Source organism: Microbacterium sp. NPDC090014 (assembly GCF_044748285.1).
Classification (GTDB): Bacteria; Actinomycetota; Actinomycetes; order Actinomycetales; family Microbacteriaceae; genus Microbacterium.
Genome location: NZ_JBIVFS010000001.1, coordinates 484,447 through 505,425 on the forward strand (window position 1 = coordinate 484,447; position 20,979 = coordinate 505,425).

Genomic DNA, 20,979 nt, shown 5'->3' on the forward strand with positions numbered 1-20,979 from the left:
CTTGAGGCGGCGTCAACGCCGATTCAGCGGCGCACCGGGTCGGAGCCGGCGTCGAGGAAGCGCTCGAGGTCGCGCAGAGTCGGTGCCGCCTCCCAGTCGCCGGGAACGAGGCAGGCCATGGCGCCGCAGGCATTCGCCCGGAGCAGGACCGCATCGACCGCCTGGCCGTCGAGCAGGGCGCTCAGATACCCGGCCACGAACGCATCGCCCGCACCGACCGTGTCGACCGGCTCGATCGTGAACCCCGGCGAGTCGACCACCGATCCGGCGGTGAGGACCGAGGCGCCGTCAGGTCCCTGCTTGAGCACGGTCGTCGCGCATCCGGCCTCCCGCAGGCGTTCCGCGGCATCCGCTGCCGAGGTGCCGGGATACAGGATGGCGAACTCCTCGTCGCCGCCGAAGACGATGTCGGCACGTTCCGCGAGTTCGCGCAGCACGGACCCGGCGACATCGGGCGACGCCAGGGCCGACCGGTAGTTGATGTCGAAGCTCACGATCGTTTCGGCTGCCCGAGCACGATCGATGGCTGAGTGGACGGCGGACCGGGCCGTCTCGGACAGCAGCGGAGTGATCCCGGTGATGTGCAGCAGCGACGCGTCCTCGACCCACCCGTCGGGCAGGTCCTCCGGTCGCAGCCGCGATCCGGCTGACGCCGCACGGTAGTAGTGCACCGCGGTGGATGCCGCAGACGGGCGCTCCTTCACCATGAGGCCGGTCGCGGCATCCGGGTCGACGATCGCGCGCACGTCGACGCCGTCACCGCGGATCTCTCGGACGATGCGCTCGCCGAGAGAGTCGTCGCCGACGCGGCCCAGCCACGAGGTCGTGACTCCGAGTCGCGCGAGTCCGATCGCGACGTTGCTCTCAGCACCGCCGATGCCGAACGCCATCGAGTTCGCATGACGCAGCGAGCCGATCTCGGTCGTGCGCACGAGCGCCATCGTCTCTCCGAGCGTGACGACGGACGGCGACGAGGTGGTCACTCGGCGCTCCGCGCGCAGACGTCGACGAATGACGCGGCGCGCTCCCGCAGGGCATGCAGGTCACCGCCGGCGAACGCGTCGCCGAGCAGCGGCCCGCCGACGCTCACCGCCACCGCACCGGCACGCAGCCACGCCTCGGCCCCGGCAAGATCGACTCCCCCCGAAGGCACGGCGACGAGGTCGGGGAAAGGGCCGCGCAGATCCTTCAGGTACGCGGGTCCGACCTGCCCCGCGGGGAACACCTTCACCGCGGATGCTCCGGCAGACCACGAGGCGAACAGCTCCGTCGGCGTGAGTCCGCCCGGGACGATCGGCACACCGGCATCCGTCGCGTGTGTGACGAAGTCGCGCGAGGTGATCGGGGTCACGATGTAGGCCGCCCCCACCTCGATCGCCCGTGCCAGGTCCACGGCGTTCGTGACGGTGCCGATGCCGAGGTCGATCGTGTCGCCGAACCGCGCGAGCAGGTGCGGGAAGTGCTCGAACGTGCCCGGTGTGGTCAGCGTCAGCTCGACGCTGCGGATGCCGGCATCGACGAGCACGTCGAGCACGGCGTCGTAGTCCTCCGCCCGCTTCGCGCGGGCGACGACGATCAGGCGCGAGTCGACCGTGCGCGGGGGCAGGGCGACCCGTCGCACGTCACCAGTCATGGACGGTCCCGTCGAGCAGACGGTTCACCGGCAGGTACGCCTTGGTGTACTCGTGGCCCGCCGCGGCATCCTCGTCGAGGTCCACACCGAGACCGGGCTGGTCGCCGGGGTGCAGGAAGCCCTTGTCGAACGTGAACGAGGTCTGGAACACCTCGAGCGTCTGCTCGTTGTGCGGCATGTACTCCTGGATGCCGAAGTTGTGGATCGCCAGGTCGAGATGCAGTGCCGCGGCCATGCCGACCGGCGAGATGTCGGTCGGCCCGTGGATGCCGGACTTGATGCCGTAGATCGCGGCGAAGTCGAGCAGCTTCTTCATGGCCGTGATGCCACCGGTGTGGGTCACCGCCGAGCGCACGTAGTCGATCAGGCGCTCGGTGATGAGGGTCTGATAGTCGAAGACCGAGTTGAAGACCTCGCCGATCGCGAGCGGCGTGGTCGAGTGCTGACGCACGAGCCGCAGGGCGGTCTGATCTTCGCCGGGGGTGCAGTCCTCGAGCCAGAACAGGTCGTAGGGCTCGATGTCCTTCGCGAAGCGCGCGGCCTCGATCGGCGACATGCGGTGGTGTCCGTCGTGCAGGATGCGGAGGTCGGTGCCGAAGTCCTCCCGGATCTGCGAGAAGATCCCCGGCATGTGGTTGAGGTAGTTGCGGGTGTCCCAGGTCTCTTCGCTGGGGCGGTCGCCCGAGCGCTTGGCGGGCTCGTAGTCGTAGCGCACGCCGGGGCCTGCGGCAGAGACGCCGTAGATCTGCCCGAGGCCGGGAACACCGGTCTGCACGCGGACGGCGGTGAAGCCGAGCTCCTCGTATCCGGTGATCGCGTTCTTCAGGGCGGCGTAGTCGGTGCCCGAGGCGTGCGCGTAGACGCGGACGCCCTCGCGGCTGGCACCGCCGAGAAGCTGGTACAACGGCATCCCGGCCTTCTTCGCCTTGATGTCCCACAGTGCCATGTCGACCGCGGCGATGGCCGCCATGGTGACGGGCCCGCGACGCCAGTACGGGCCGCGGTAGAGGTACTGCCAGGTGTCTTCGATCCTGTCCTCATCGCGACCGATCAGCATCGAGGCGACGTGGTCGGACAGGTACGAGGCGACGGCGAGCTCGCGGCCGTTCAGAGTGGCGTCGCCCAGGCCGACGATGCCGTCGGAGGTCGTGATCTTGAGCGTGACGAAGTTGCGTCCGGGGCTGGTGATGGTGACGTCGACGATCTCGATGGTCATGTCGTTCTCTCCTGGAGGTGCGGAATGAGGTGTGGGGTGCGGGCGTTCGGGCGCCCGCACCCCTGGTCGTGAAGAGCGGTCCGATCAGATCGCGTCGCGCGGATCGGTGAGGTCGCGACCGGCGACCTCCGGCATCCAGATCGAGGCGATGAGCGCGCACAGCGTGAAGATGAACAGCATGATGATGATCGGGATGAACGAGCCGGTGACGGCCGACACCCACGCGGCGGCGATGACGGGGCCCGCACCGGTCGCGACGATGGCGGCGATCTCGCGTGCCATGGCCGTGAACGTGTAGCGGTTGCGGGATCCGAAGAGCTCGGGGAGCGTGAGGTTCTCGAGCGACGCGAAGCTCATCACCGCGAGGTTGTGCAGCACCACGTAGCCGACGAAGACCTGCACGGTGTCCTTGCTGCTGATCATGAGCATGGTCGGGACGATGATGATGAGCGCGATGATCGCCCACACCATGTACATGCGCTTGCGGCCGAAGCGATCGCCGAGCCAGCCCGACAGGGGCACCGTGATGAAGGCGACGAGCGACGAGACGATCACGGCGTTGACGCCGATCGAGCGGTCGAGCAGCAGCACGACGGTGATGTAGCTGATCAGGTAGGTCTGGATCATGCCCGAGTTGCCGGCCTGGCCGAAGCGCAGCAGGAGCGCGATCGAGAACGCCTTCCAGGGCTTGCGGTTCATCGCCTCGAGCGTGCGGATGTCGTTGGTCTCGGTGGCGAGCTTCACGACCTCTTCACGCGAGAGCGCCTTGCCGTCGACGACGTCGTCGCGCTCTTCGAAGACCGGGGTCTCCTTGAGGTTGAAGCGCACCCAGATCGCGAAGAGCATGATGACGGCGCTGGCGATGAACGGGATGCGCCACGCCCAGGCGATGACCTCGTCTTCGCTGTACGCGACGAGCAGGATCGCCCAGATGCCTGAGGCGAGCAGGGTTCCGCAGTTCGTGCCCAGTGCGACGAGCGAGGCGATGATGCCTCGGCGCTTGGCGGGGGCGTACTCGGCGAGCATGACGCCCGCACCCGAGATCTCGGCTCCGGCTCCGAAGCCCTGCGCGATGCGGAGCAGCACGAGGAGGATCGGGGCGAGGACGCCCACCTGCGAGTAGGTCGGAAGGAATCCGATGAGGGTGGTCGCGAGACCCATGAGGAGGATCGTGTAGAAGAGGACCTTCGTGCGACCGGTCTTGTCGCCGAGGCGGGCGAAGAAGAATGCGCCGACCGGGCGGGCGACGTAGCCGACGCCGTAGGTGGCCATCGCGGCGACCACGGCCACGGCGGGGTTCTCGGACGAGAAGAACAGATCGGCGAAGACCAGGGCGGCTGCCAGCGAGTAGAGCTGGTAGTCCATGAACTCGAGGGCCGTGCCGAGCCATCCGGAGATGGCGGCGCGCACGAGGTCGCGCACCGACCTCTTCGCGGCAGGATCGGCGACCGTGGCGGTCGTCTGCGGTTCGGACATGGGAGGTACTCCTTCGGACCAGGATCGGGTGGGGTGCGCGGGGAGCGCGGAGGGTGTTGCTAGAGGGCCAGCAGGACCTTCGCCGAGGCGGACGAGTCGCGAGCGAGTTCGAAGGCCTGGACGGCGTCGGATGCCGGGAGGACGTGCGAGATGACGGAGTCGAGGGCGTCGGACTCGGCCAGCAGCGCGACCGCGTCGTCGATCTCGGTCGAGAAGCGGAAGGCGCCGCGGATGGTGAGCTCCTTGGCGAGCATCGGCGCGAGGTTCACTCCGATGTCGGCGTTCGGCAGCATCCCGACCTGCACGATGGTGCCGACGCGGCGGGCGGCGCGCACCGCCTGGGTGAGGGCCACTCCGACGCCGGAGCATTCGAACACGATGTCGTAGGACTCGTTCTCGATGGTGTCGCGACCGACGAGCGAGACCTCGGTCGCGCCGAGGGACGTCGCGCGGTCGAGAGGCTCTTCACGCACGTCGCTCGCGCCGACCACCGCGGCGCCCGCGTGGAGTGCCGCAGCGACGACGAGGAGTCCGATGGGTCCCGCGCCGATCACGAGCACCCGCTTGCCGGTGATGTCTCCGGCGAGGCTCACGGCGTGGATCGCCACGGCCAGCGGCTCGGCGAGGGCTGCGCGCTCGAGCGGGAGGGATGAGGGGAGCACGCGCAGCATGTGGTCTTCGACGATCAGCAGCTCGGATGCCCCGCCCTGCCGGTGGGGGTTCGCGGCGGCGCTGCCGAAGTAGTCGCCGCCGGGACGCAGGTGCGGGTGGTCTTCGAGCCCGGGGACCTCGGCGCCGTAGCGCGCGGGGTGCACGGTGACGGGGGTGCCGGGTTGCAGGCGGCCGGACGGGTCGAGGTCGACGACACCCGACAGCTCATGGCCGGGGGTGAGCGGCTCGCGGATCGTGTACTCGCCGTTCGCTCCGTGGAAGTAGTAATGCAGGTCGGAGCCGCAGATGCCGACGAAGTTCACGCGGAGGCGGACCTCGCCGTCGCCGGGGGTCGGGACCTCGCGGTCCTCCCAGCGGATGTCTTCCTTGCCGTGGATGGCGAGAGCCTTCATGGTTGCAACTCCTCTGCGCGGGTGAGTGATGGTGTGGTGGTCTGGGATGCCGAGACGGCATCGGCGATCGCGGCGTCGACGCCGCGCCGCTGGATCGTGTCGACGAGCTCGCCGACGCGCGCGATGAACGCATCCTGTGATCCGAGTCCATCACCGAACAGGTGCAGCTCGCCGATCACGCGCTGTGCGAGCTCGCGGCCGCTGCGCGCGGTCGCCGCGAATCCCGCCAGGCGTTCACGGGCGCCGTCGGTCATCGCGGCGGCGTGCAGGCCGGGGTCGAATCCGGGCAGCGGCGCGATGCACGACAGGTATCCGGCGACCGTGAGGGCGATCAGGTGGGGCATCCCGCCGTCCCGCAGCGCCCGCAGGGCGGGCTCCGGGATGCGCTGGCGCAGCTTGACCGAGCCGTCCGTACCGACCTGGCTGGTGCGGTGACCCAGGGCGCTGTTGGCCCACCGCTCGAACAGCTCGCTCTCGTAGGCGCGGATGTCGACGCCGGACGGAACCTCGATCGAGGGCTCGTACTCGTCACGCAGCACGGCGCGCGCCGCGCTCTCGATGCCGTCGAGCCCGATGGCCTCGGGGATCGTCCCCACTCCGCTGAGCGCGCCGAGGTAGGCGATCAGTGAGTGCGTGCCGTTGAGCAGTCGCACCTTCATCTGCTCGTAGCGTCCGACCTCGTCGGTGAACACGGCGCCGCCGGCCTCCCAGGCGGGGCGCCCGCCGGCGAAGCGGTCTTCGATCGCCCACATCGTGAACGGCTCGGCGGGCACCGGGATGTCGTCGCGGGCGCCGAGCAGGGTGTCGACGCGGGTGCGCAGCTCCGAGGTGGTTGCGGGCACGATGCGATCGACCATGCTCGAGGGGAACGACACGGCGCGGTCGAGGAAGGCGAGGGTGTCGGCGCCTTCGGATCCGGGCAGCTCGTGCAGGAACTCTCGGACGAGCTTCTCGGTGTGGGCGCCGTTGGCCGAGAGGTTGTCGCAGCTGAGGATCGAGATCGGCGCTCCACCGGCTGCGGCACGGGCCTGCAGGCCACGGGCGAGCTGGCCGATGGTCGAGCGGGCGGCACCGCCGCGGAGGTCGGACCGCACGGTGTCGTCGTCGAGGTCGAGATGCTGCGTGGCGGGGGAGTAGCTGTAGCCGTTCTCGGTGACGGTGAGGGTCACGATGCGGATGCCGGGGTCGGCGATCTGTGCGACGACGCGCTCGGGCTGCTCGGCGCCGACGAAGGCGTCGGCGTGCACACCGGGGATGGTGAGTGACGTGGTGCCCGGGGCGATGGTCGCGACCGTGTAGAGCATGTCCTGGGCGTGCATCGCGTCGACGATGGTGCGCGAACGCGAGGCGACACCGACGATGCCCCAGTCGCCGCCCGCGGACTGCAGCGCGGCTGCCGTATAGACCGCCTGGTGTGCCCGGTGGAAGCTGCCGAGGCCGAGGTGCAGGATGCCGGGGGCCGTCGGAGCGACCAGCGGGGATGCGGTGGCAGAGGTCGTGCGGCGCAGGGCCGGTGCTGGGATGCTCACGCGGTGGCTCCTTCGCTCGGGGCCGCGCACCGCTGAGGGTGATCGGCGTTGATCGTCATGCAAATCAGTGTGCAGTGTTTGTACAAACTTGTCAAGCAGTTTTACATCGAGGTGGAGGATCGTAGGATTGCCTGCGAGGGCGGGAGAACGACATGGCAGCGACGCTGACGGATGTGGCACGACGCGCAGGCGTGTCCATCGCGACCGCATCGCGTGCTTTCGGGGAGCCCGATCGCCTCGCCCCGAACACCCTCGGCCGCGTGCTCGAAGCGGCGGGGGAGCTCGGTTACGCGGCGTCGCAGTCGGCCACCGCCACGCGCACCTTCGGGGTCGTCGTGCCCGACGTCGCCAACCCCGTCTACACCACTCTGCTCAAGGCGATCCAGGGGCAGGCATGGCACGGACGCCATCGCATCGTGCTCTTCGACGCCGACGAGGACCTGCGCCGCGAACGCGAGCAGATCGAGCAGGCCCGAAAGCTCGACGGCATGCTGCTGTGCTCACCCCGTCTGCCCGACGCCGACGTGCTCGACCTCGTCGGAGACACCCCCTACGTCGTGGTCAACCGGCAGATCGACGGCGCACCGTGCGTGCTCATGGACACCGAGCACGGACCTGCGCAGGCGATCGAGCACCTCGCCGCCCTCGGGCACACGCACATCGCCTACGCCGCCGGTCCGCGCGGATCATGGGCCGATGTGCGCCGCGCCGACACCGTCGCGCGAGCGTGCGAGCGCCACGGCATCCGTCTCACCGGGCTCAGCCACCATGCCGCGTCCATTCAGGGCGGACGGGCCGCAGCCGCACCGGCGGCGGCGAGTGGCGCCACGGCCGTCATCGCCTACAACGACCTCGTCGCCCTGGGACTCGAGGCCGGATTGCTCGAGCTGGGCAAGCGGTGCCCCGCCGACATCAGCATCGTCGGCATCGATGACATCGACCTCGCGGGTGCGGTCACCCCGGCGCTCACGACGGTGCGGATGCCGATCGAACGCAGTGGCGCGCTCGCCGTCGACCTGCTTCTGCAGGCGATGAACGGCACCGCGATCGACGACGTCGTGACCCTCGGGTCGCAGCTGATCGTGCGCGCCTCGACCGCTCCGCCGCTTGACGACTCCCGCTGAGTCGCCCACCGTCGCACCGTGTCCGACAGGTGAGTACCGCGGACTGCGGCCCGTGTCAGCGGAGAATGCCCTTTCGGCGGGCCGCCGAGACCGCAGCGGTGCGTGAGGTGACATCGAGCTTCGAGAAGATGTGCGCGAGATGCGATTTCACGGTCGTCTCGCTGACGAAGAGCTCGTCGGCGACCTCGCTGTTCGAACGTCCTGCGGCGACGAGCTCGAGGACCTCGATCTCGCGGCTGCTGAGGCTGACGCGCGGCGCGCGCATGCGATCCAGCAGGCGGGAGGCGATCACCGGCGCGAGAGCACTCTCTCCGGCGGCCGCCGCGCGCACGGCGGCGGTCAGCTCGTGCGGCGGGGCATCTTTCAGCAGATAGCCGCTCGCACCGGCCTCGACGGCGCCGAGGATGTCGGCATCCGAGTCGTAGTTCGTGAGCACGAGCACGTAGGGCGGCGCTTCGAGCGCCCGGATGCGTCGCGTCGCATCCACACCCGTGGTCGCCGTCTGAGAGCCGAACTGGAGGTCCATCAACACCACGTCGGGATTCTCGCGCTCCGCGCAGGCGACCGCTTCATCAGGCGTTGCCGCCTCCGCGACCACCTCGAGATCCGGTTCCAGGCTGAACAGGGCATGGAGACCGGCTCGGACGATGGGGTGGTCGTCGGCGATCACGAGGCGGATCATACGAACTCCGTGAGGGGGAGGTCGACGGTGAGCGTCGTTCCCCGCCCGGATGCCGTGTCGATCACGAGTCTTCCCCCGAGCTGCTCCACTCGCTCGGCGGTGGCGCGCAGACCGAACGAGTCGGACTTCTCAGCGGTCCCCGGCGCAGGGAGCTCCGCGTCGAATCCGTCTCCGTCATCTTCGACCGTGAAGCGCAGGTGGTCGTTCACGATGCCGATGGTGACCGTCGCCGTCGTCGCGTGAGCGTGCTGGATGACGTTGGCGATGGCTCCCTGCGTGATGCGCAGCAGTGCCGTCTGCAGGTGCATGGGCAGCACGACAGCGTCGGACACCCGCACCTGGACATCGAGTCCCTGCGTCGCCCACTGCGTTCGCGCCAGTCGGCGCAGCGCCCCGCCGAGGGTCTGGTCGTCGAGCTGGGGTGGGGTCAGCTCACGGATGAATCGCCGAGCCTCGACGAGGTTCGCGGCGGCCGTCTCGCGCGCGAGCCGGATGTGCTCGATGCCCGGTCGGGTGTCATCGGCGCGTTCCGCGGCGTGCAGCAGCATCTGGATGCTGGAGAGTCCCTGCGCGAGTGTGTCGTGGATCTCGCGGGCGAGCCGGGCGCGCTCCGCGAGGACCCCCGACTCGTGTTCGCGCGCGGCGAGCTGTCCGCGGGTCGCCAGCAGTTCGCTGACCAGAGCCTCGCGCTGCTGGGCCTCTCTCGCGAGGGCCTGGTAGCCGAGGCCGATCAGGAGGGCGACGCCGGCGCCGACGAACGGGCCGACCACGCCGCCGACGCTCCACCCGCCGTGGATGCCGAGGGCGCAGACGGCGACGATCGTCGCGGTCAGTATCGCCGCCGATCCCGCCCAGCGCCCCAGAAGGTGCAGGAACAGGAAGAACAGGGGGAACACGAGGTAGGCGGCGTCGGCGCTCACCCACAGCAGGCCCAACCACTCCGCCGAGAGCAGGGCGAGCCAGATCAGTGACGTCAGCCGTCGTCCGCGGGAGAGACGAGCGAGCAGCACACCCGACGCATACGTCGCGCCGACGATCAGCGCCAGGACGATCGCGGACGCGCTCGACTCCGACGGGTCGAGCACGGCCCGCGCGATGACGACCCCCGTCAGGGCGAAGAAGAGGACGTGGAGACCGGTCCGCAGACCCACGAACACCGGGGTCAGAGCGGTATGCGCCATGGCTCGAACTCTACGCCGACGAGCGCACCGCGGCATCGTCCGAAAGGACGATCGAGGCGTCCTCACTCCGGGTGCGAAAGGCTCGTCGAGTGGCCGATGACGTCGAATGGGCCGACGGCGAAAGTGGAATGGTCACCGCATCGGAGACAGGAAAGGCACCACAATGTTCGTCGCGTTACGCGATCTCCGCTTCGCCAAGGGGCGATTCATCCTCATCGGCTCCGTCGTCGCCCTCATCACCCTGCTCGTCGGGTTCCTCAGCGGACTGACGGGGGGCCTCGCCATCCAGAACGTCTCGGGCGTGCTCGCGCTCCCCGCAGACCGCATCGTGTTCTCCGCACCCTCGGGCGGCGACGGTGCGGCCAGCTTCGCGGACTCCGCCATCACCGAGCAGCAGACGAACGACTGGGCGCAGACGGCAGGGGTGACCGACGCGCGCCCCCTCGGCATCAGTCAGACCCGCGCCGAGACGGACGACACCCGGGCGGCGATCGCGGTGTTCGGTGTCGAGCCCGGCTTCGACGCTGCCGCCCCCTCCGAGAACGGACGGCTGCGCCTGTCGGTGCCCGCGGCGGACGCGCTCGCCGCGAAGGTCGGCGAGCAGATCGAGATCGCGGGCGTCTCCTACGACGTCGAGTCGATCGAGGGAGATGCCTGGTACAGCCACACTCCGGTCGTGCAGATGACCCTGCAGGATTGGCAGGCGTACTCGGCATCCACCGGAAACCCCGGCGCCTACGCCACGGTCCTCGCAGTCACGGGAGCCCCCGACTGGGATGCCGCGGATGCGGCGAACGACACGATCTCCGAGACGACGCTCGGATCGCTGACGGCACTCAGCGCCTTCCGCTCCGAGATCGGATCGCTCCTGCTCATGGTCGGCATGCTGTTCGGCATCTCGGGACTCGTCATCGGGGCGTTCTTCACCGTCTGGACGATGCAGCGCAAGGGCGATGTCGCCGTCCTCAAAGCGCTCGGCGCGAGCACGCGCTCCCTGATCCGAGACGCGTTGGGGCAGGCGCTGATCGTCCTGCTGGCGGGCATCGGCATCGGGCTGAGCATGGTCACCGCGCTCGGCCTGCTCGCGGGCACCGCCCTCCCGTTCCTGCTGAGTCCTGTCACGACCATCCTTCCGGGCGGCATCATGATCGCCCTCGGCCTCGCAGGCGCCGCCTTCGCCCTGCGCTCCGTCACCTCCGCCGACCCTCTCACCGCCCTCGGGAGCAACCGATGATCCGCCTGAACGACATCACTCTGACCTTCCCCGACGGTGACTCGCGGGTGACCGCCGTGGACGGTGTCTCACTCACGGCTCACCCCGGAACCGTCACCGGCATCACGGGGCCCAGCGGCTCGGGAAAGTCCAGTCTGCTCGCCGTCGCCGGCACTCTCCTGCGTCCGGACTCCGGCGAGATCCTCATCGACGGGAACGACGTCACGGCCCTCAGTCCGGCCGAGGCGACGCGTCTGCGGCGGGACCGGATCGGGATCGTCTTCCAGCAGCCCAACCTCATCCCCTCTCTGACGGCCCGAGAGCAGCTGAGCGTCATGAACGAGCTCGGCGCCCCGCACAGCCGACGCCGTCGCGCAGAGGCGTCCGCGCATGCGGATGAGCTGCTCGCCGCGGTCGGCCTCGCCGAGCACGGTCACAAGAGGCCGCACCAGCTCTCCGGCGGACAGCGTCAGCGAGTCAACATCGCGCGAGCGCTCATGAACGATCCGAGCGTGCTTCTGGTCGACGAGCCCACCAGCGCTCTCGACCAGGAGCGCGGAGCGAAGATCATCGACCTCATCCTCCGACTCACCGATGAGCGCAACACCTCGACGCTGCTCGTCACCCATGACCTCGTGCACCTGCCGCGCATGCACGGGGTGCTGCACCTCGTGGACGGTCGCGTCACGCGGTAAGCGGACCCGGCGACCGGGTGAGATGGGTATGAGGCGATCCTGTGACCGCGGAGTACGCTCGCTCGTGTGGGGCGGATCACGACGCGGAGACCGATACTGAAGCTCACTCTCGGGGAGGGAGCCGCTCGGCGTGCCGACACGCTCGCCGTCGAGGAGCCCTTGGAGATCCGGGTCGCAGGTTCGCCGCTCGCCATCACGATGCGCACTCCCGGGCATGACGTCGAGCTCGCGGCGGGGTTCCTCGTGTCCGAGGGGATCATCGCCCAGGCCGAAGACTTCCATTCGGCGATCCACTGCGGTGGCCCCGGCACCGGTGGACAGGAGAACACCTACAACGTGCTCGACATCGGCCTCGCTCACGGCGTCGCGCTTCCTGACCCCGAGGCCGCTCGGCGCTTCTACACGACCAGCTCCTGCGGGGTCTGCGGCAAGGCCAGCATCGACGCCGTCCGCACGGTGTCGCGGCATCCGGTGTCCGTCGACGATGTCCAGGTCGGGGCCGAGCAGATCGCGTCGTTCCCTGATCGGCTGCGCGCCGAGCAGGCGGCGTTCGACAAGACCGGTGGTCTGCACGCCGCCGCGCTGTTCGACGCCGACTCGGGTGAACTGCTCGTGCTGCGCGAAGACGTCGGGCGTCACAACGCCGTCGACAAGGTAGTGGGGTGGGCGCTGCTGAACGACCGGCTTCCCCTGCGTCGGCAGATCCTCCAGGTCTCGGGCAGGGCGAGCTTCGAACTGGTGCAGAAGGCCGCGATGGCCGGCATCCCCCTGCTCAGTGCCGTCTCGGCCCCCTCGTCTCTCGCCGCCGAGCTCGCCGAGGAGGCCGGGGTGACGCTCATCGGGTTCGTCCGAGGGCGTTCGATGAACATCTATACGCACGCGCATCGGGTGCGCCTCGACGGGCTCGCACCGTCTGCGCACGCCGAAGAAGGGGCACGCCATGCTCGATAGCCAGGGACCCATCGGCACCGCGTTCGGGCTGATGCCCGCCGAGCCGCGTCAGGGCGGATACGGCCCTCGCACCGATCGACCGTGGTCGCGCAAGCCGTACCGGCATCCGGCCGCCGGGTGGGGAGCCGCCGTGTCGGTGGGGCGGGTGGTGCTGGATCAGCGAGAGCCCATCGCCGGACCGCTCGCGATGCTGCAGATGAACCACCCCGTGTCGGGCTACGACTGCCCCGGATGCGCGTGGCCGGACGACCCGGGCAATCTGAAGCTCGACATCTGCGAGAACGGCATCAAGCACGTCACGTGGGAGATGACGCGCAAGCGCGTCGACCGCCGGTTCTTCGCCGAGCATTCGGTCACCGAGCTCGCGACGTGGCCCGATTTCGACCTGGAGGACCAGGGTCGTCTCACCGAGCCGATGGTCTACGACGCCGCCACCGATCACTACGTGCCGATCTCGTGGGACGACGCCTTCGCGCTCGTCGGCGACGAGCTGCAGGCGCTCGACAGTCCCGACGAGGCCGCGTTCTACACCTCGGGGCGTCTGAGCAACGAGGCGACCTTCCTGTATCAGCTGATGGTGCGCGAGTACGGCACCAACAACCTGCCCGACTGCTCGAACATGTGCCACGAGGCCTCGGGACGCGCGCTCAAGGCGTCGATCGCGACCGGCAAGGGCACTGTCGACATGCACGACTGGGACGACTGCGACGCCCTCTTCGTGCTGGGCGTGAACGCGGCATCCAATGCTCCCCGCATGCTCACCGCGCTCTCGGATGCCGTGAAGCGCGGCGCGCAGGTCGTGCACGTCAACCCGCTCGTCGAGGCCGGGGCGACCCGGACGATCGTGCCGCACGACTTCGTCGACATGGCGCGCTTCGCGGCGACGGACACGAGCACCATGAACCTGCAGGTGCGCCCGGGGGGCGATCTGGCGCTGATCCGCGGCATGTCGAAGGTCGTCTTCGAAGCCGCCGCCACCGACCCGTCGGTGCTGGACAGCGAATTCCTCAGCACTCTGACGAACGGCATCGACGAGTACCGCGCACTGGTCGACGCCACGAGCTGGGCAGATCTCGTCGTTCAGTCCGGCCTCACGGAAGAGCAGATCCGCGCCGCCGCTGCGGTCTATCTGGCCTCGGAGCGCACGATCATCAGCTGGTGCCTCGGCGTGAGTCAGCACGAGCACGGCGTCGACACGGTGCGCGAGATCGTCAATCTGCTGCTCCTGCGCGGCAACATCGGCCGCAAGGGGGCGGGCCCGTCGCCGATCCGCGGACACAGCAACGTGCAGGGCAACCGCACGTGCGGCATCGATCACCGGCCGACGGAGGCGTGGCTCGACCGCCTCGCCGAGGTCTGTCGCATCGAGCCGCCGCGGCATCCGGGGCTCGACACCGTCCGCACGATCGAGGCGATGCATGACCGGCGCGTGAAGGTGTTCGTCGGCATGGGCGGCAACTTCGTGCTCGCTGCGCCCGACACCCCGTTCACCGCGCAGGGGCTCGAGAAGTGCCGCCTGACGGTGCAGGTGAGCACGAAGCTGAACCGCAGCCATCTCGTGCATGGCGAGAAGGCCCTGATCCTGCCGTGTCTCGGCCGCACCGAGCGTGACCAGCAGGCGCAGGGCCCGCAGGGCGTCACCGTCGAGGATGCGATGAGCATGGTGCACCTCTCGAGGGGACGCAAGCAGCCGGCATCCGCCTATCTGAGGTCGGAGCCGGCGATCATCGCCGGCATCGCGAAGGCGACCCTGCCGCACACGGCGACGCCCTGGGATTGGTACGTCGGCGACTACGACAACATCCGCGATGTGATGGCGAAGGTGCTGCCGGGGTTCGAGGGCTTCAACGACCTGATCCGCGACCGGCACGGGTTCCGCATTCCGCAGCCCGCCAGGGACCGCGTGTTCGAGACGCCGTCGGGCCGTGCCGAATTCTCCCTGGCTCCACTGCCGGACGTCAGCCCCGAGTCCGCCGACACCCTCGTGCTGCAGACGGTGCGCTCGCACGACCAGTGGAACACCACGATCTACTCCAACGACGACCGGTACCGAGGCGTCAAGAACCTGCGCGAGCTCGTCTTCCTGCATGAGGACGACATGCGCGATCGCGGCCTCGTCGAGGGCGATCTGGTCGACATCGTGTCGACGTCGAAAGACGGGTCGACACGGATGCTGAAGGCGTTCCGCGCGGTTCCGTACGACCTGCCGCGCGGCAGCGCCGCCGGGTACATGCCGGAGATGAACGTGCTGATCGGTCGCAAGGACTTCAGCGTCCAGAGCGACCAGCCGCTGATGAAGAGCATCCAGGTGACGGTCTCGCGCGCGAGCGTGCTCGCCTGACTCAGGCCTCGGCGGTCACTGACTGAAGCGCGTGCACGACGGGGGCCAGCTCGGGCTGCGTGACCGCCTCGCCGAGAGCACGCTCGAGGGTCTCGTCGTGGATCGGATGCGCGTTCTCGTAGAGCGCCAGGCCGGCCGGGGTGAGCTCGGTGTAGATGCCCCGACGGTCGTCGGCGCAGAGGATGCGGGTGAGCAGCCCGCGGTCTTCGAGCCGTGTCACGAGACGCGTCGTGGCGCTCGGGCTCAGCGCGGTCGCGCGGGCGAGCTGCTGCATGCGCATGTGCCAGCCGTCCTGTCTGCTGAGGGCGTCGAGCACCGTGTACTCGACGACGGACAGGCCGACGGATGCGCCCAGTGCCTTCTCGAGGTCGGCCTCGATGATCCCGTGCAGAGCGGCGAGCGTTCGCCAGCCGCGTGCCCGGATCTCGACAGCGTCGTCTGAGATGCCCACAGTGACCTCCGAAGTAGTTGCTTGCGCGGGATAGTTGCGTATGCAATGATTATCCCTCGTGACGCAATATCCCGCGTCTGCAACTACTTTAGCAGAGGACCACGGAGCACACCCATGCCACTCGGACTCATCGCACTCGCCATCGGCGCCTTCGGGATCGGACTCACCGAGTTCGTGATCATGGGGCTCCTCCCCGACGTCGCCGCGGACTTCGGGGTCACCGAGGCCACGGCCGGCTGGCTCATCTCGGGCTACGCGCTCAGCGTGGTCGTCGGTGCACTCGGCCTCACCGCCGCAACGACCCGTCTGCCCCGCAAACCGGTGCTGCTCGGCCTCGTCGTGCTGTTCATCGTCGGCAATGCGATCACCGCCCTCGCCCCCGACTACACGACCGCCATGATCGGACGCATCGTCGCGGCGCTGTGCCATGGAGCGTTCTTCGGCATCGGATCCGTCGTCGCCGCCGACCTCGTCGCCCCCGAGAAGAAGGCGCGGGCGATCGCGATCATGTTCACCGGCCTCACAGCGGCGAACGTGTTCGGTGTTCCGTTCGGAACCTTCCTCGGACAGCAGTTCGGCTGGCGGTCGACGTTCTGGGTCATCTCCGCCATCGGCATCGTCGCCTTCGCGGGCATCGCTCTGCTGGTCACGGCACCGAAGACGGCAGGCCAGCAGGTGAGTCTGCGCGGCGAGCTCCGGGCCTTCCGGTCCGGACAGGTGTGGCTCTCGCTCATCGTCACCGCGCTCGCCTTCGGCGGCATGTTCGGCGCCTTCACCTACATCGCCTACACGCTCACCGGGGTCACGGGCTTCGCAGACACCACGGTGCCGTGGCTGCTCGTGCTCTTCGGCGCCGGGCTCGTCGCGGGCAACTGGATCGGCGGACGCCTGGCCGACCGATCGATCGACCGCACGCTGCTGATCTTCATCGCGGCTCTGGTCGTCGTGCTCGTGCTGTTCGGCTTCTTCGCCTGGTCGCAGCCCGTGACCATCACGATCCTCGTTCTGATGGGCGCGTTCGGATTCGGCACGGTTCCGGGGCTCCAGAGCCGCATCATGCACTACGCCGGCGGTGCACCGACCCTCGCCTCCGGCGCCAACATCGGCGCCTTCAACGTGGGCAACGCCCTCGGCGCGTGGGCGGGCGGCCTCGGCATCGCCGCAGGGCTCGGCTACACCTCGCCGATCTGGATCGGGGCCGCGATCACCGCATCCGCCCTGGTCGTCATGGTGATCGCCGTGGTCGCAGCCAGGAAGCCGTCGCCCGCCCCCACCGGCACGCTGCAGACCGTCGCCGCGTGACCACCCGATTCGCAGAGAGAGAAAGAAGCACGAGCATGAACGCTCCCACCGTCCCCACACTCACCCTGAACAACGGCATCGAGATGCCGCAGCTCGGATACGGCGTGTTCCAGGTGCCGGATGCCGAGACCACGGCCGCCGTCGCTGCCGCCCTCGACGCCGGGTACCGCAGCATCGACACCGCGGCGATCTACGGCAACGAGGCCGGCGTCGGGCGTGCGATCGCCGAGTCGGGCATCCCTCGCGACGAGCTGTTCGTGACGTCGAAGGTGTGGATCTCCGACCACGGATACGACGCCGCCCTGCGCGCATACGATGCGTCCCTCGAACGGCTCGGCCTCGATCACCTCGACCTGTACCTGATCCACTGGCCGACGCCTGCTCTGGCGACCTACCCCGAGACCTGGCGTGCGCTCGAGAGTCTCTCCGCGGACGGGCGCGTACGAGCCATCGGCGTCTCGAACTTCGAACCCGAGCACCTCGCGCGCATCGCCTCCGAGGGTGGCGTCGTGCCCGCCGTCAACCAGGTCGAGCTCCACCCGGCGCTGCAGAACCGAGCGGTCGCCGAGGCGAACGCTCAGCGGGGGATCCTCACCGAAGCATGGAGCCCGCTCGCCCAGGGCGCCGTGCTCTCCGATCGCTCGGTCGTCGAGATCGCCGAGCGGCACGAGCGGACGCCGGCCCAGATCGTGCTGCGTTGGCACCTGCAGCAGGGACGCATCGTGATCCCCAAGTCGGTGACCCCCGCTCGCATCGCTGAGAACCTCGACGTGTTCGGGTTCGAGCTCGCCGACGACGAGCTGGCCGCGGTCGACCGCCTCGAGCGCGACGGTCGCACCGGCCCCCACCCCGCCGCGTTCAACGGCTGAGGTCCTCGGGGCGAATTGCGGGCGCAGTGGTCACTGCGCCCGCATGAACTCCTCGGCCGCCTGCACCTGAGCGGCGGAGGGGCGGATGCCGGTGTACAGCACGAACTGCTCGAGGGCCTGCAGGGTCGCCACCTCGGCGCCCGTGATGACGGTCTTCCCGGCCGCGCGCCCTGCGGAGATCAGAGGCGTCTCCGCCGGCAGGGCGACGACGTCGAACACGACGGATGCCGCCGCGATCTGCTCCTCGGTGAACGACAGCGCGTGCTCGTCCGCGCCTCCCGCCATGCCGATCGGTGTGATGTTCACGATGATGTCGGCGGTGGCGGCATCCGCATCCGCCGTCCAGGCGAAGCCGTAGAGGTCGGCCAGCCCTCGACCGCGCTCTTCGTTGCGGGCCGCGATCGTGACGCGGCTGAATCCGGCGTCACGGAAGGCGGCGGCGGTGGCCTTGGCCATCCCGCCTGAGCCCCGCAGCAGCACCGATGATGCAGGGTCGAGCGAGTTGCGCTCGATCAGCTGGGCGATCGCGCTGTAGTCCGTGTTGTATGCGGTGAGCACCCCGTCATCGTTCACGATCGTGTTCACCGAGTCGATCGCCGTCGCTGAAGGGTCCATGCGGTCGACGAGCGCGATGACGTCTTCCTTGAACGGCATCGAGATCGCGCACCCGCGGATGCCGAGACCGCGCACGCCGGCGATCGCCTGGCCGAGGTCGGTCGGCGCGAAGGCCTTGTAGATCCAGTTCAGGCCCAGCTCCTCGTAGAGGAAGTTGTGGAATCGCGTGCCGTTGTTGCTCGGGCGTGCAGACAGCGAGATGCACAGGGTCATGTCCTTGTTCAGCATGGTCACCGCACCAGGCTACTCGCGCAGTCCGTCCCGTCACTGCCACCGATGACGACGATCGTCAACCCCCCTTGGCGGGATCGAACGGACTCCCCTAGGGTGAAGGTGCATGCACAGGGGATTGATCGTCTCCGTCTTCCCCAGAGACGGGCTGCCTTCCCCAGAGGCAAAGGCGATCCGTGCATGCGATTGGGCCCTCTCGAGTAGTTCTGTCCCCAACGGACTGCTCGAGAGGGCCGCTGTCGTTTGTCTCCATCTCACAAATTTTGCTTTTGTCCCCCAAATGGGGGACAAAAGCAGGCGCGAGGGGTTAGGCTGGAATCTGACGCACCCTCCGGTCGTCTTCGGCCCTCATCGCTCCCCCCGCGGTGAGGGCCACACCATTTTCTGAGGGTCTCCATCTGCCCTGTCATGTGACCGCGGACGACCGCTCATGCAACATTTGGGTTACGGGCTGACATCAGGACTTCCGCTCAGCGCGTGCTCCACTAGCGTGGAGCACGTCGGGGCATCCTGCGTCGGCTTCTTTCCAGCAGAACAGGCAGTACATGAGCACCCAGGGCACGGTTAAGTGGTTCAACTCGGAGAAGGGCTTCGGCTTCATCTCCCCCGACGACGGCGGCGCTGACGTTTTCGCGCACTACTCCGCCATCGAGTCATCCGGCTACCGCTCTCTTGAAGAGAACCAGCGAGTCGAGTTCGACGTGGCGCAGGGCCCCAAGGGCCTGCAGGCTGAGAACATCCGTCCGCTCTGAGAGCGGACGTCATAGAACTCCCCGACCGGAGGTCTGCACTCGTTGCGACCCCCGGCGGGGAGTTCTGTGCTTTCCGGCCGGATCACCCCGGCCGGGTGGGCCCCCGGTCGGCCGAGGTCAGTGCAGCAGCAGCGCGCGCAGTTCGTCGGCCGATGCGGCGCGGAACGCGGCCTCATCGCCTTCGTGCGTGTCGCTGAAGCCCCACTCGACGAAGATCACCGGCACGCCGTTGGCGTTGCCGCCCTCGACGTCGTGATGGCGATCGCCGACCAGCACGGGGCGTGAGATGTCTGCACCGCGCTCGGCCAGACGGCGCAGCGCCTCGGCGACGATGTCGGTCTTCGAGGCGAGCGTCGCCTCGTCGGGCGTCGCACCCACCGTCGTGAGGAAGTACGGGCGCAGTTCGAAGAAGTCGACGATCGCATCGACCTGGATCTCGGGCTTCGAGCTGGCGGTCGCCTGAGGCACCCCTGCCGCGTGCAGATCGCGGATGATCTCGGGCACGCCCGGGTAGGTCGCGACATCGGTCGTGTATCCGTCGGCCTTGCCGAGTGTCCGATAGAAGGTGACCGCCTCGGTCGCCTGCTCGGGGGTCATCGCCGCCTGCGCCTGAAACGACTCGAACATGGGCGGCCCGATCCAGTGCACGAGCTGTTCGCGCGTGGGAGCAGGGTGACCGAAGTGCGTGAGGGCCACGTTCAGACGGCGCAGGATGCCGACCGACGCGTCGGCGATCGTGCCGTCGACGTCCCAGAGCACGCACGAATAGGGGGAAGAAGCCATACCTTCCAGCCTATGGGCAGTGCACGACGCGACCGACCGCGGTGGACATCTGTGCAGATGGCCTCAGAACAGGCGGGGGATGCCGGACTCGATGCCCTTCATGTCGTCGTAGTCGAGCACGAGGCAGCGGATGCCGCGGTCCTCGGCGAGCACCCGCGCCTGCGGCTTGATCTCCTGCGCGGCGAAGACGCCCTGCACCGGCGCGAGGTGCGGGTCGCGGCCCAGCAGCTCGAGATAGCGGGTGAGCTGCTCGACGCCGTCGATGTCTCCGCGCCGCTTGATCTCGACAGCGATCGCCGCGCCGGCGGCATCCCTCACGAGCAGGTCGACGGGACCGATCGCGGTCGGGTACTCGCGGCGCACCAGGGTCGCGCCGTCGGAGATGCGCTCGACCTGCTCGGCGAGCAGGCGCTGCAGATCGGCTTCGACGCCGTCCTTCTGCAGACCGGGGTCGACGCCGAGGTCGTGGTTGGTGTCGTGCAGGATCTCGTAGATCTGCACGCGGAGCGCGTCGCCGGTCTTCTTGTGCGTCACTCGCCATACTTCGGTGACACCGGCGATGGACTCCTCCTCGCCGGGTTCCTCGGCCGCGAGGGAGCACGGCGGGCTCATCCAGTTCAGCGGCTTGTAGCTGCCGCCGTCGGAGTGCACGAGCAGACTCCCGTCTCCCTTGTGCACGAGCAGACGCGTGGCGAGCGGGAGGTGGGCATTGAGGCGGCCCGTGTAGTCCACGGAGCAGCGGGCGATGACGAGACGCACCCGTCGAGCCTACTTCGTCGGGTCGACTCGTTCTGCTGATGTCAGCATCAGCGCCGAAGTTTCCACATCTGCGGCGGATCGACTCCCGTCGTCGATGCCATCGGACTGGATC

General features: G+C 68.7%; 20 protein-coding genes. 8 read left to right on the forward strand and 12 right to left on the reverse strand.

The window, feature by feature from the left end; translation table 11 throughout:
* Positions 1-23: 23 nt before the first annotated feature.
* From ACIPV5_RS02390 to ACIPV5_RS02415, 6 genes are all read right to left on the reverse strand, one after another.
* Positions 24-983, reverse strand: coding sequence for a sugar kinase (locus ACIPV5_RS02390; protein ID WP_400339418.1), 960 nt, complete (start codon positions 981-983; stop codon positions 24-26).
* Positions 980-1,633 (reverse strand): bifunctional 4-hydroxy-2-oxoglutarate aldolase/2-dehydro-3-deoxy-phosphogluconate aldolase, encoded by a 654-nt coding sequence (locus ACIPV5_RS02395; protein WP_400339421.1) that lies wholly within the window; start codon positions 1,631-1,633, stop codon positions 980-982. The genes ACIPV5_RS02390 and ACIPV5_RS02395 overlap by 4 nt, the downstream gene beginning before the upstream one ends.
* Entirely contained in the window at positions 1,623-2,849 is a 1,227-nt protein-coding gene (manD, locus tag ACIPV5_RS02400) for a D-mannonate dehydratase ManD (protein ID WP_056275744.1), read from the reverse strand. Before manD ends, ACIPV5_RS02395 begins: the two co-directional genes overlap by 11 nt.
* A gap of 84 nt (positions 2,850-2,933) precedes the next feature.
* Positions 2,934-4,325, reverse strand: coding sequence for an MFS transporter (locus ACIPV5_RS02405; RefSeq protein ID WP_053098285.1), 1,392 nt, complete (start codon positions 4,323-4,325; stop codon positions 2,934-2,936).
* Between the two features lie 59 nt (positions 4,326-4,384).
* Positions 4,385-5,389 (reverse strand): L-idonate 5-dehydrogenase, encoded by a 1,005-nt coding sequence (locus ACIPV5_RS02410; RefSeq protein ID WP_400339424.1) that lies wholly within the window; start codon positions 5,387-5,389, stop codon positions 4,385-4,387.
* Entirely contained in the window at positions 5,386-6,918 is a 1,533-nt protein-coding gene (locus ACIPV5_RS02415; protein ID WP_400339427.1) for a mannitol dehydrogenase family protein, read from the reverse strand. Before ACIPV5_RS02415 ends, ACIPV5_RS02410 begins: the two co-directional genes overlap by 4 nt.
* A gap of 152 nt (positions 6,919-7,070) precedes the next feature.
* Here ACIPV5_RS02415 and ACIPV5_RS02420 point away from each other — a divergent pair, with 152 nt between their 5' ends.
* The gene (locus ACIPV5_RS02420) at positions 7,071-8,042 is read left to right on the forward strand and encodes a LacI family DNA-binding transcriptional regulator (protein ID WP_400339429.1); all 972 of its coding nucleotides are present in this window, start codon (positions 7,071-7,073) and stop codon (positions 8,040-8,042) included.
* A gap of 55 nt (positions 8,043-8,097) precedes the next feature.
* On the opposite strand, the gene ACIPV5_RS02425 is transcribed toward ACIPV5_RS02420, so the two are convergent.
* Positions 8,098-8,724, reverse strand: coding sequence for a response regulator (locus tag ACIPV5_RS02425; protein WP_400339431.1), 627 nt, complete (start codon positions 8,722-8,724; stop codon positions 8,098-8,100).
* Positions 8,721-9,905: a sensor histidine kinase gene (locus tag ACIPV5_RS02430; protein WP_400339434.1), complete on the reverse strand. Its 1,185-nt coding sequence runs from the start codon at positions 9,903-9,905 to the stop codon at positions 8,721-8,723. Before ACIPV5_RS02430 ends, ACIPV5_RS02425 begins: the two co-directional genes overlap by 4 nt.
* A gap of 163 nt (positions 9,906-10,068) precedes the next feature.
* Here ACIPV5_RS02430 and ACIPV5_RS02435 point away from each other — a divergent pair, with 163 nt between their 5' ends.
* The 4 genes from ACIPV5_RS02435 to ACIPV5_RS02450 all read left to right on the forward strand — a co-directional run bounded on the left by ACIPV5_RS02435 (position 10,069) and on the right by ACIPV5_RS02450 (position 15,105).
* On the forward strand, positions 10,069-11,139 hold the full coding sequence (locus ACIPV5_RS02435; RefSeq protein WP_400339437.1) for an FtsX-like permease family protein: 1,071 nt from the start codon (positions 10,069-10,071) through the stop codon (positions 11,137-11,139).
* Positions 11,136-11,813: an ABC transporter ATP-binding protein gene (locus ACIPV5_RS02440; RefSeq protein ID WP_400339440.1), complete on the forward strand. Its 678-nt coding sequence runs from the start codon at positions 11,136-11,138 to the stop codon at positions 11,811-11,813. Before ACIPV5_RS02435 ends, ACIPV5_RS02440 begins: the two co-directional genes overlap by 4 nt.
* Positions 11,814-11,879: 66 nt before the next feature.
* On the forward strand, positions 11,880-12,764 hold the full coding sequence (fdhD, locus tag ACIPV5_RS02445; RefSeq protein WP_400339443.1) for a formate dehydrogenase accessory sulfurtransferase FdhD: 885 nt from the start codon (positions 11,880-11,882) through the stop codon (positions 12,762-12,764).
* Complete coding sequence (locus ACIPV5_RS02450; RefSeq protein ID WP_400339446.1) at positions 12,754-15,105, forward strand: FdhF/YdeP family oxidoreductase; 2,352 nt, start codon at positions 12,754-12,756, stop codon at positions 15,103-15,105. Before fdhD ends, ACIPV5_RS02450 begins: the two co-directional genes overlap by 11 nt.
* A gap of 1 nt (position 15,106) precedes the next feature.
* Here the strand turns inward: ACIPV5_RS02450 and ACIPV5_RS02455 are convergent, their stop codons facing one another.
* Entirely contained in the window at positions 15,107-15,556 is a 450-nt protein-coding gene (locus ACIPV5_RS02455) for a MarR family winged helix-turn-helix transcriptional regulator (RefSeq protein ID WP_053098294.1), read from the reverse strand.
* Positions 15,557-15,670: 114 nt separating this feature from the next.
* Here ACIPV5_RS02455 and ACIPV5_RS02460 point away from each other — a divergent pair, with 114 nt between their 5' ends.
* Both ACIPV5_RS02460 and ACIPV5_RS02465 read left to right on the forward strand, forming a co-directional pair.
* Positions 15,671-16,858, forward strand: coding sequence for an MFS transporter (locus ACIPV5_RS02460; RefSeq protein ID WP_400339449.1), 1,188 nt, complete (start codon positions 15,671-15,673; stop codon positions 16,856-16,858).
* A 35-nt stretch (positions 16,859-16,893) separates the two neighbouring features.
* Positions 16,894-17,727, forward strand: a complete 834-nt coding sequence (locus ACIPV5_RS02465) for an aldo/keto reductase (protein ID WP_400339451.1) — start codon at positions 16,894-16,896, stop codon at positions 17,725-17,727.
* 30 nt (positions 17,728-17,757) lie between these two features.
* Here the strand turns inward: ACIPV5_RS02465 and ACIPV5_RS02470 are convergent, their stop codons facing one another.
* A complete protein-coding gene (locus ACIPV5_RS02470; RefSeq protein ID WP_400339453.1) occupies positions 17,758-18,576 on the reverse strand; it encodes a shikimate 5-dehydrogenase in 819 nt (272 codons plus the stop codon).
* A 542-nt stretch (positions 18,577-19,118) separates the two neighbouring features.
* On the opposite strand from ACIPV5_RS02470, the gene ACIPV5_RS02475 reads away from it, so the two are divergent.
* Positions 19,119-19,325 (forward strand): cold-shock protein, encoded by a 207-nt coding sequence (locus tag ACIPV5_RS02475; protein ID WP_042540947.1) that lies wholly within the window; start codon positions 19,119-19,121, stop codon positions 19,323-19,325.
* Between the two features lie 117 nt (positions 19,326-19,442).
* Here the strand turns inward: ACIPV5_RS02475 and ACIPV5_RS02480 are convergent, their stop codons facing one another.
* Positions 19,443-20,108, reverse strand: coding sequence for an HAD hydrolase-like protein (locus ACIPV5_RS02480; RefSeq protein WP_072590425.1), 666 nt, complete (start codon positions 20,106-20,108; stop codon positions 19,443-19,445).
* Positions 20,109-20,171: 63 nt separating this feature from the next.
* Positions 20,172-20,867 carry an endonuclease NucS gene (gene nucS / locus ACIPV5_RS02485; protein WP_056275812.1) on the reverse strand — a complete coding sequence of 232 codons (696 nt, stop codon included), beginning with the start codon at positions 20,865-20,867 and terminating at the stop codon, positions 20,172-20,174.
* Positions 20,868-20,979: the final 112 nt, after the last annotated feature.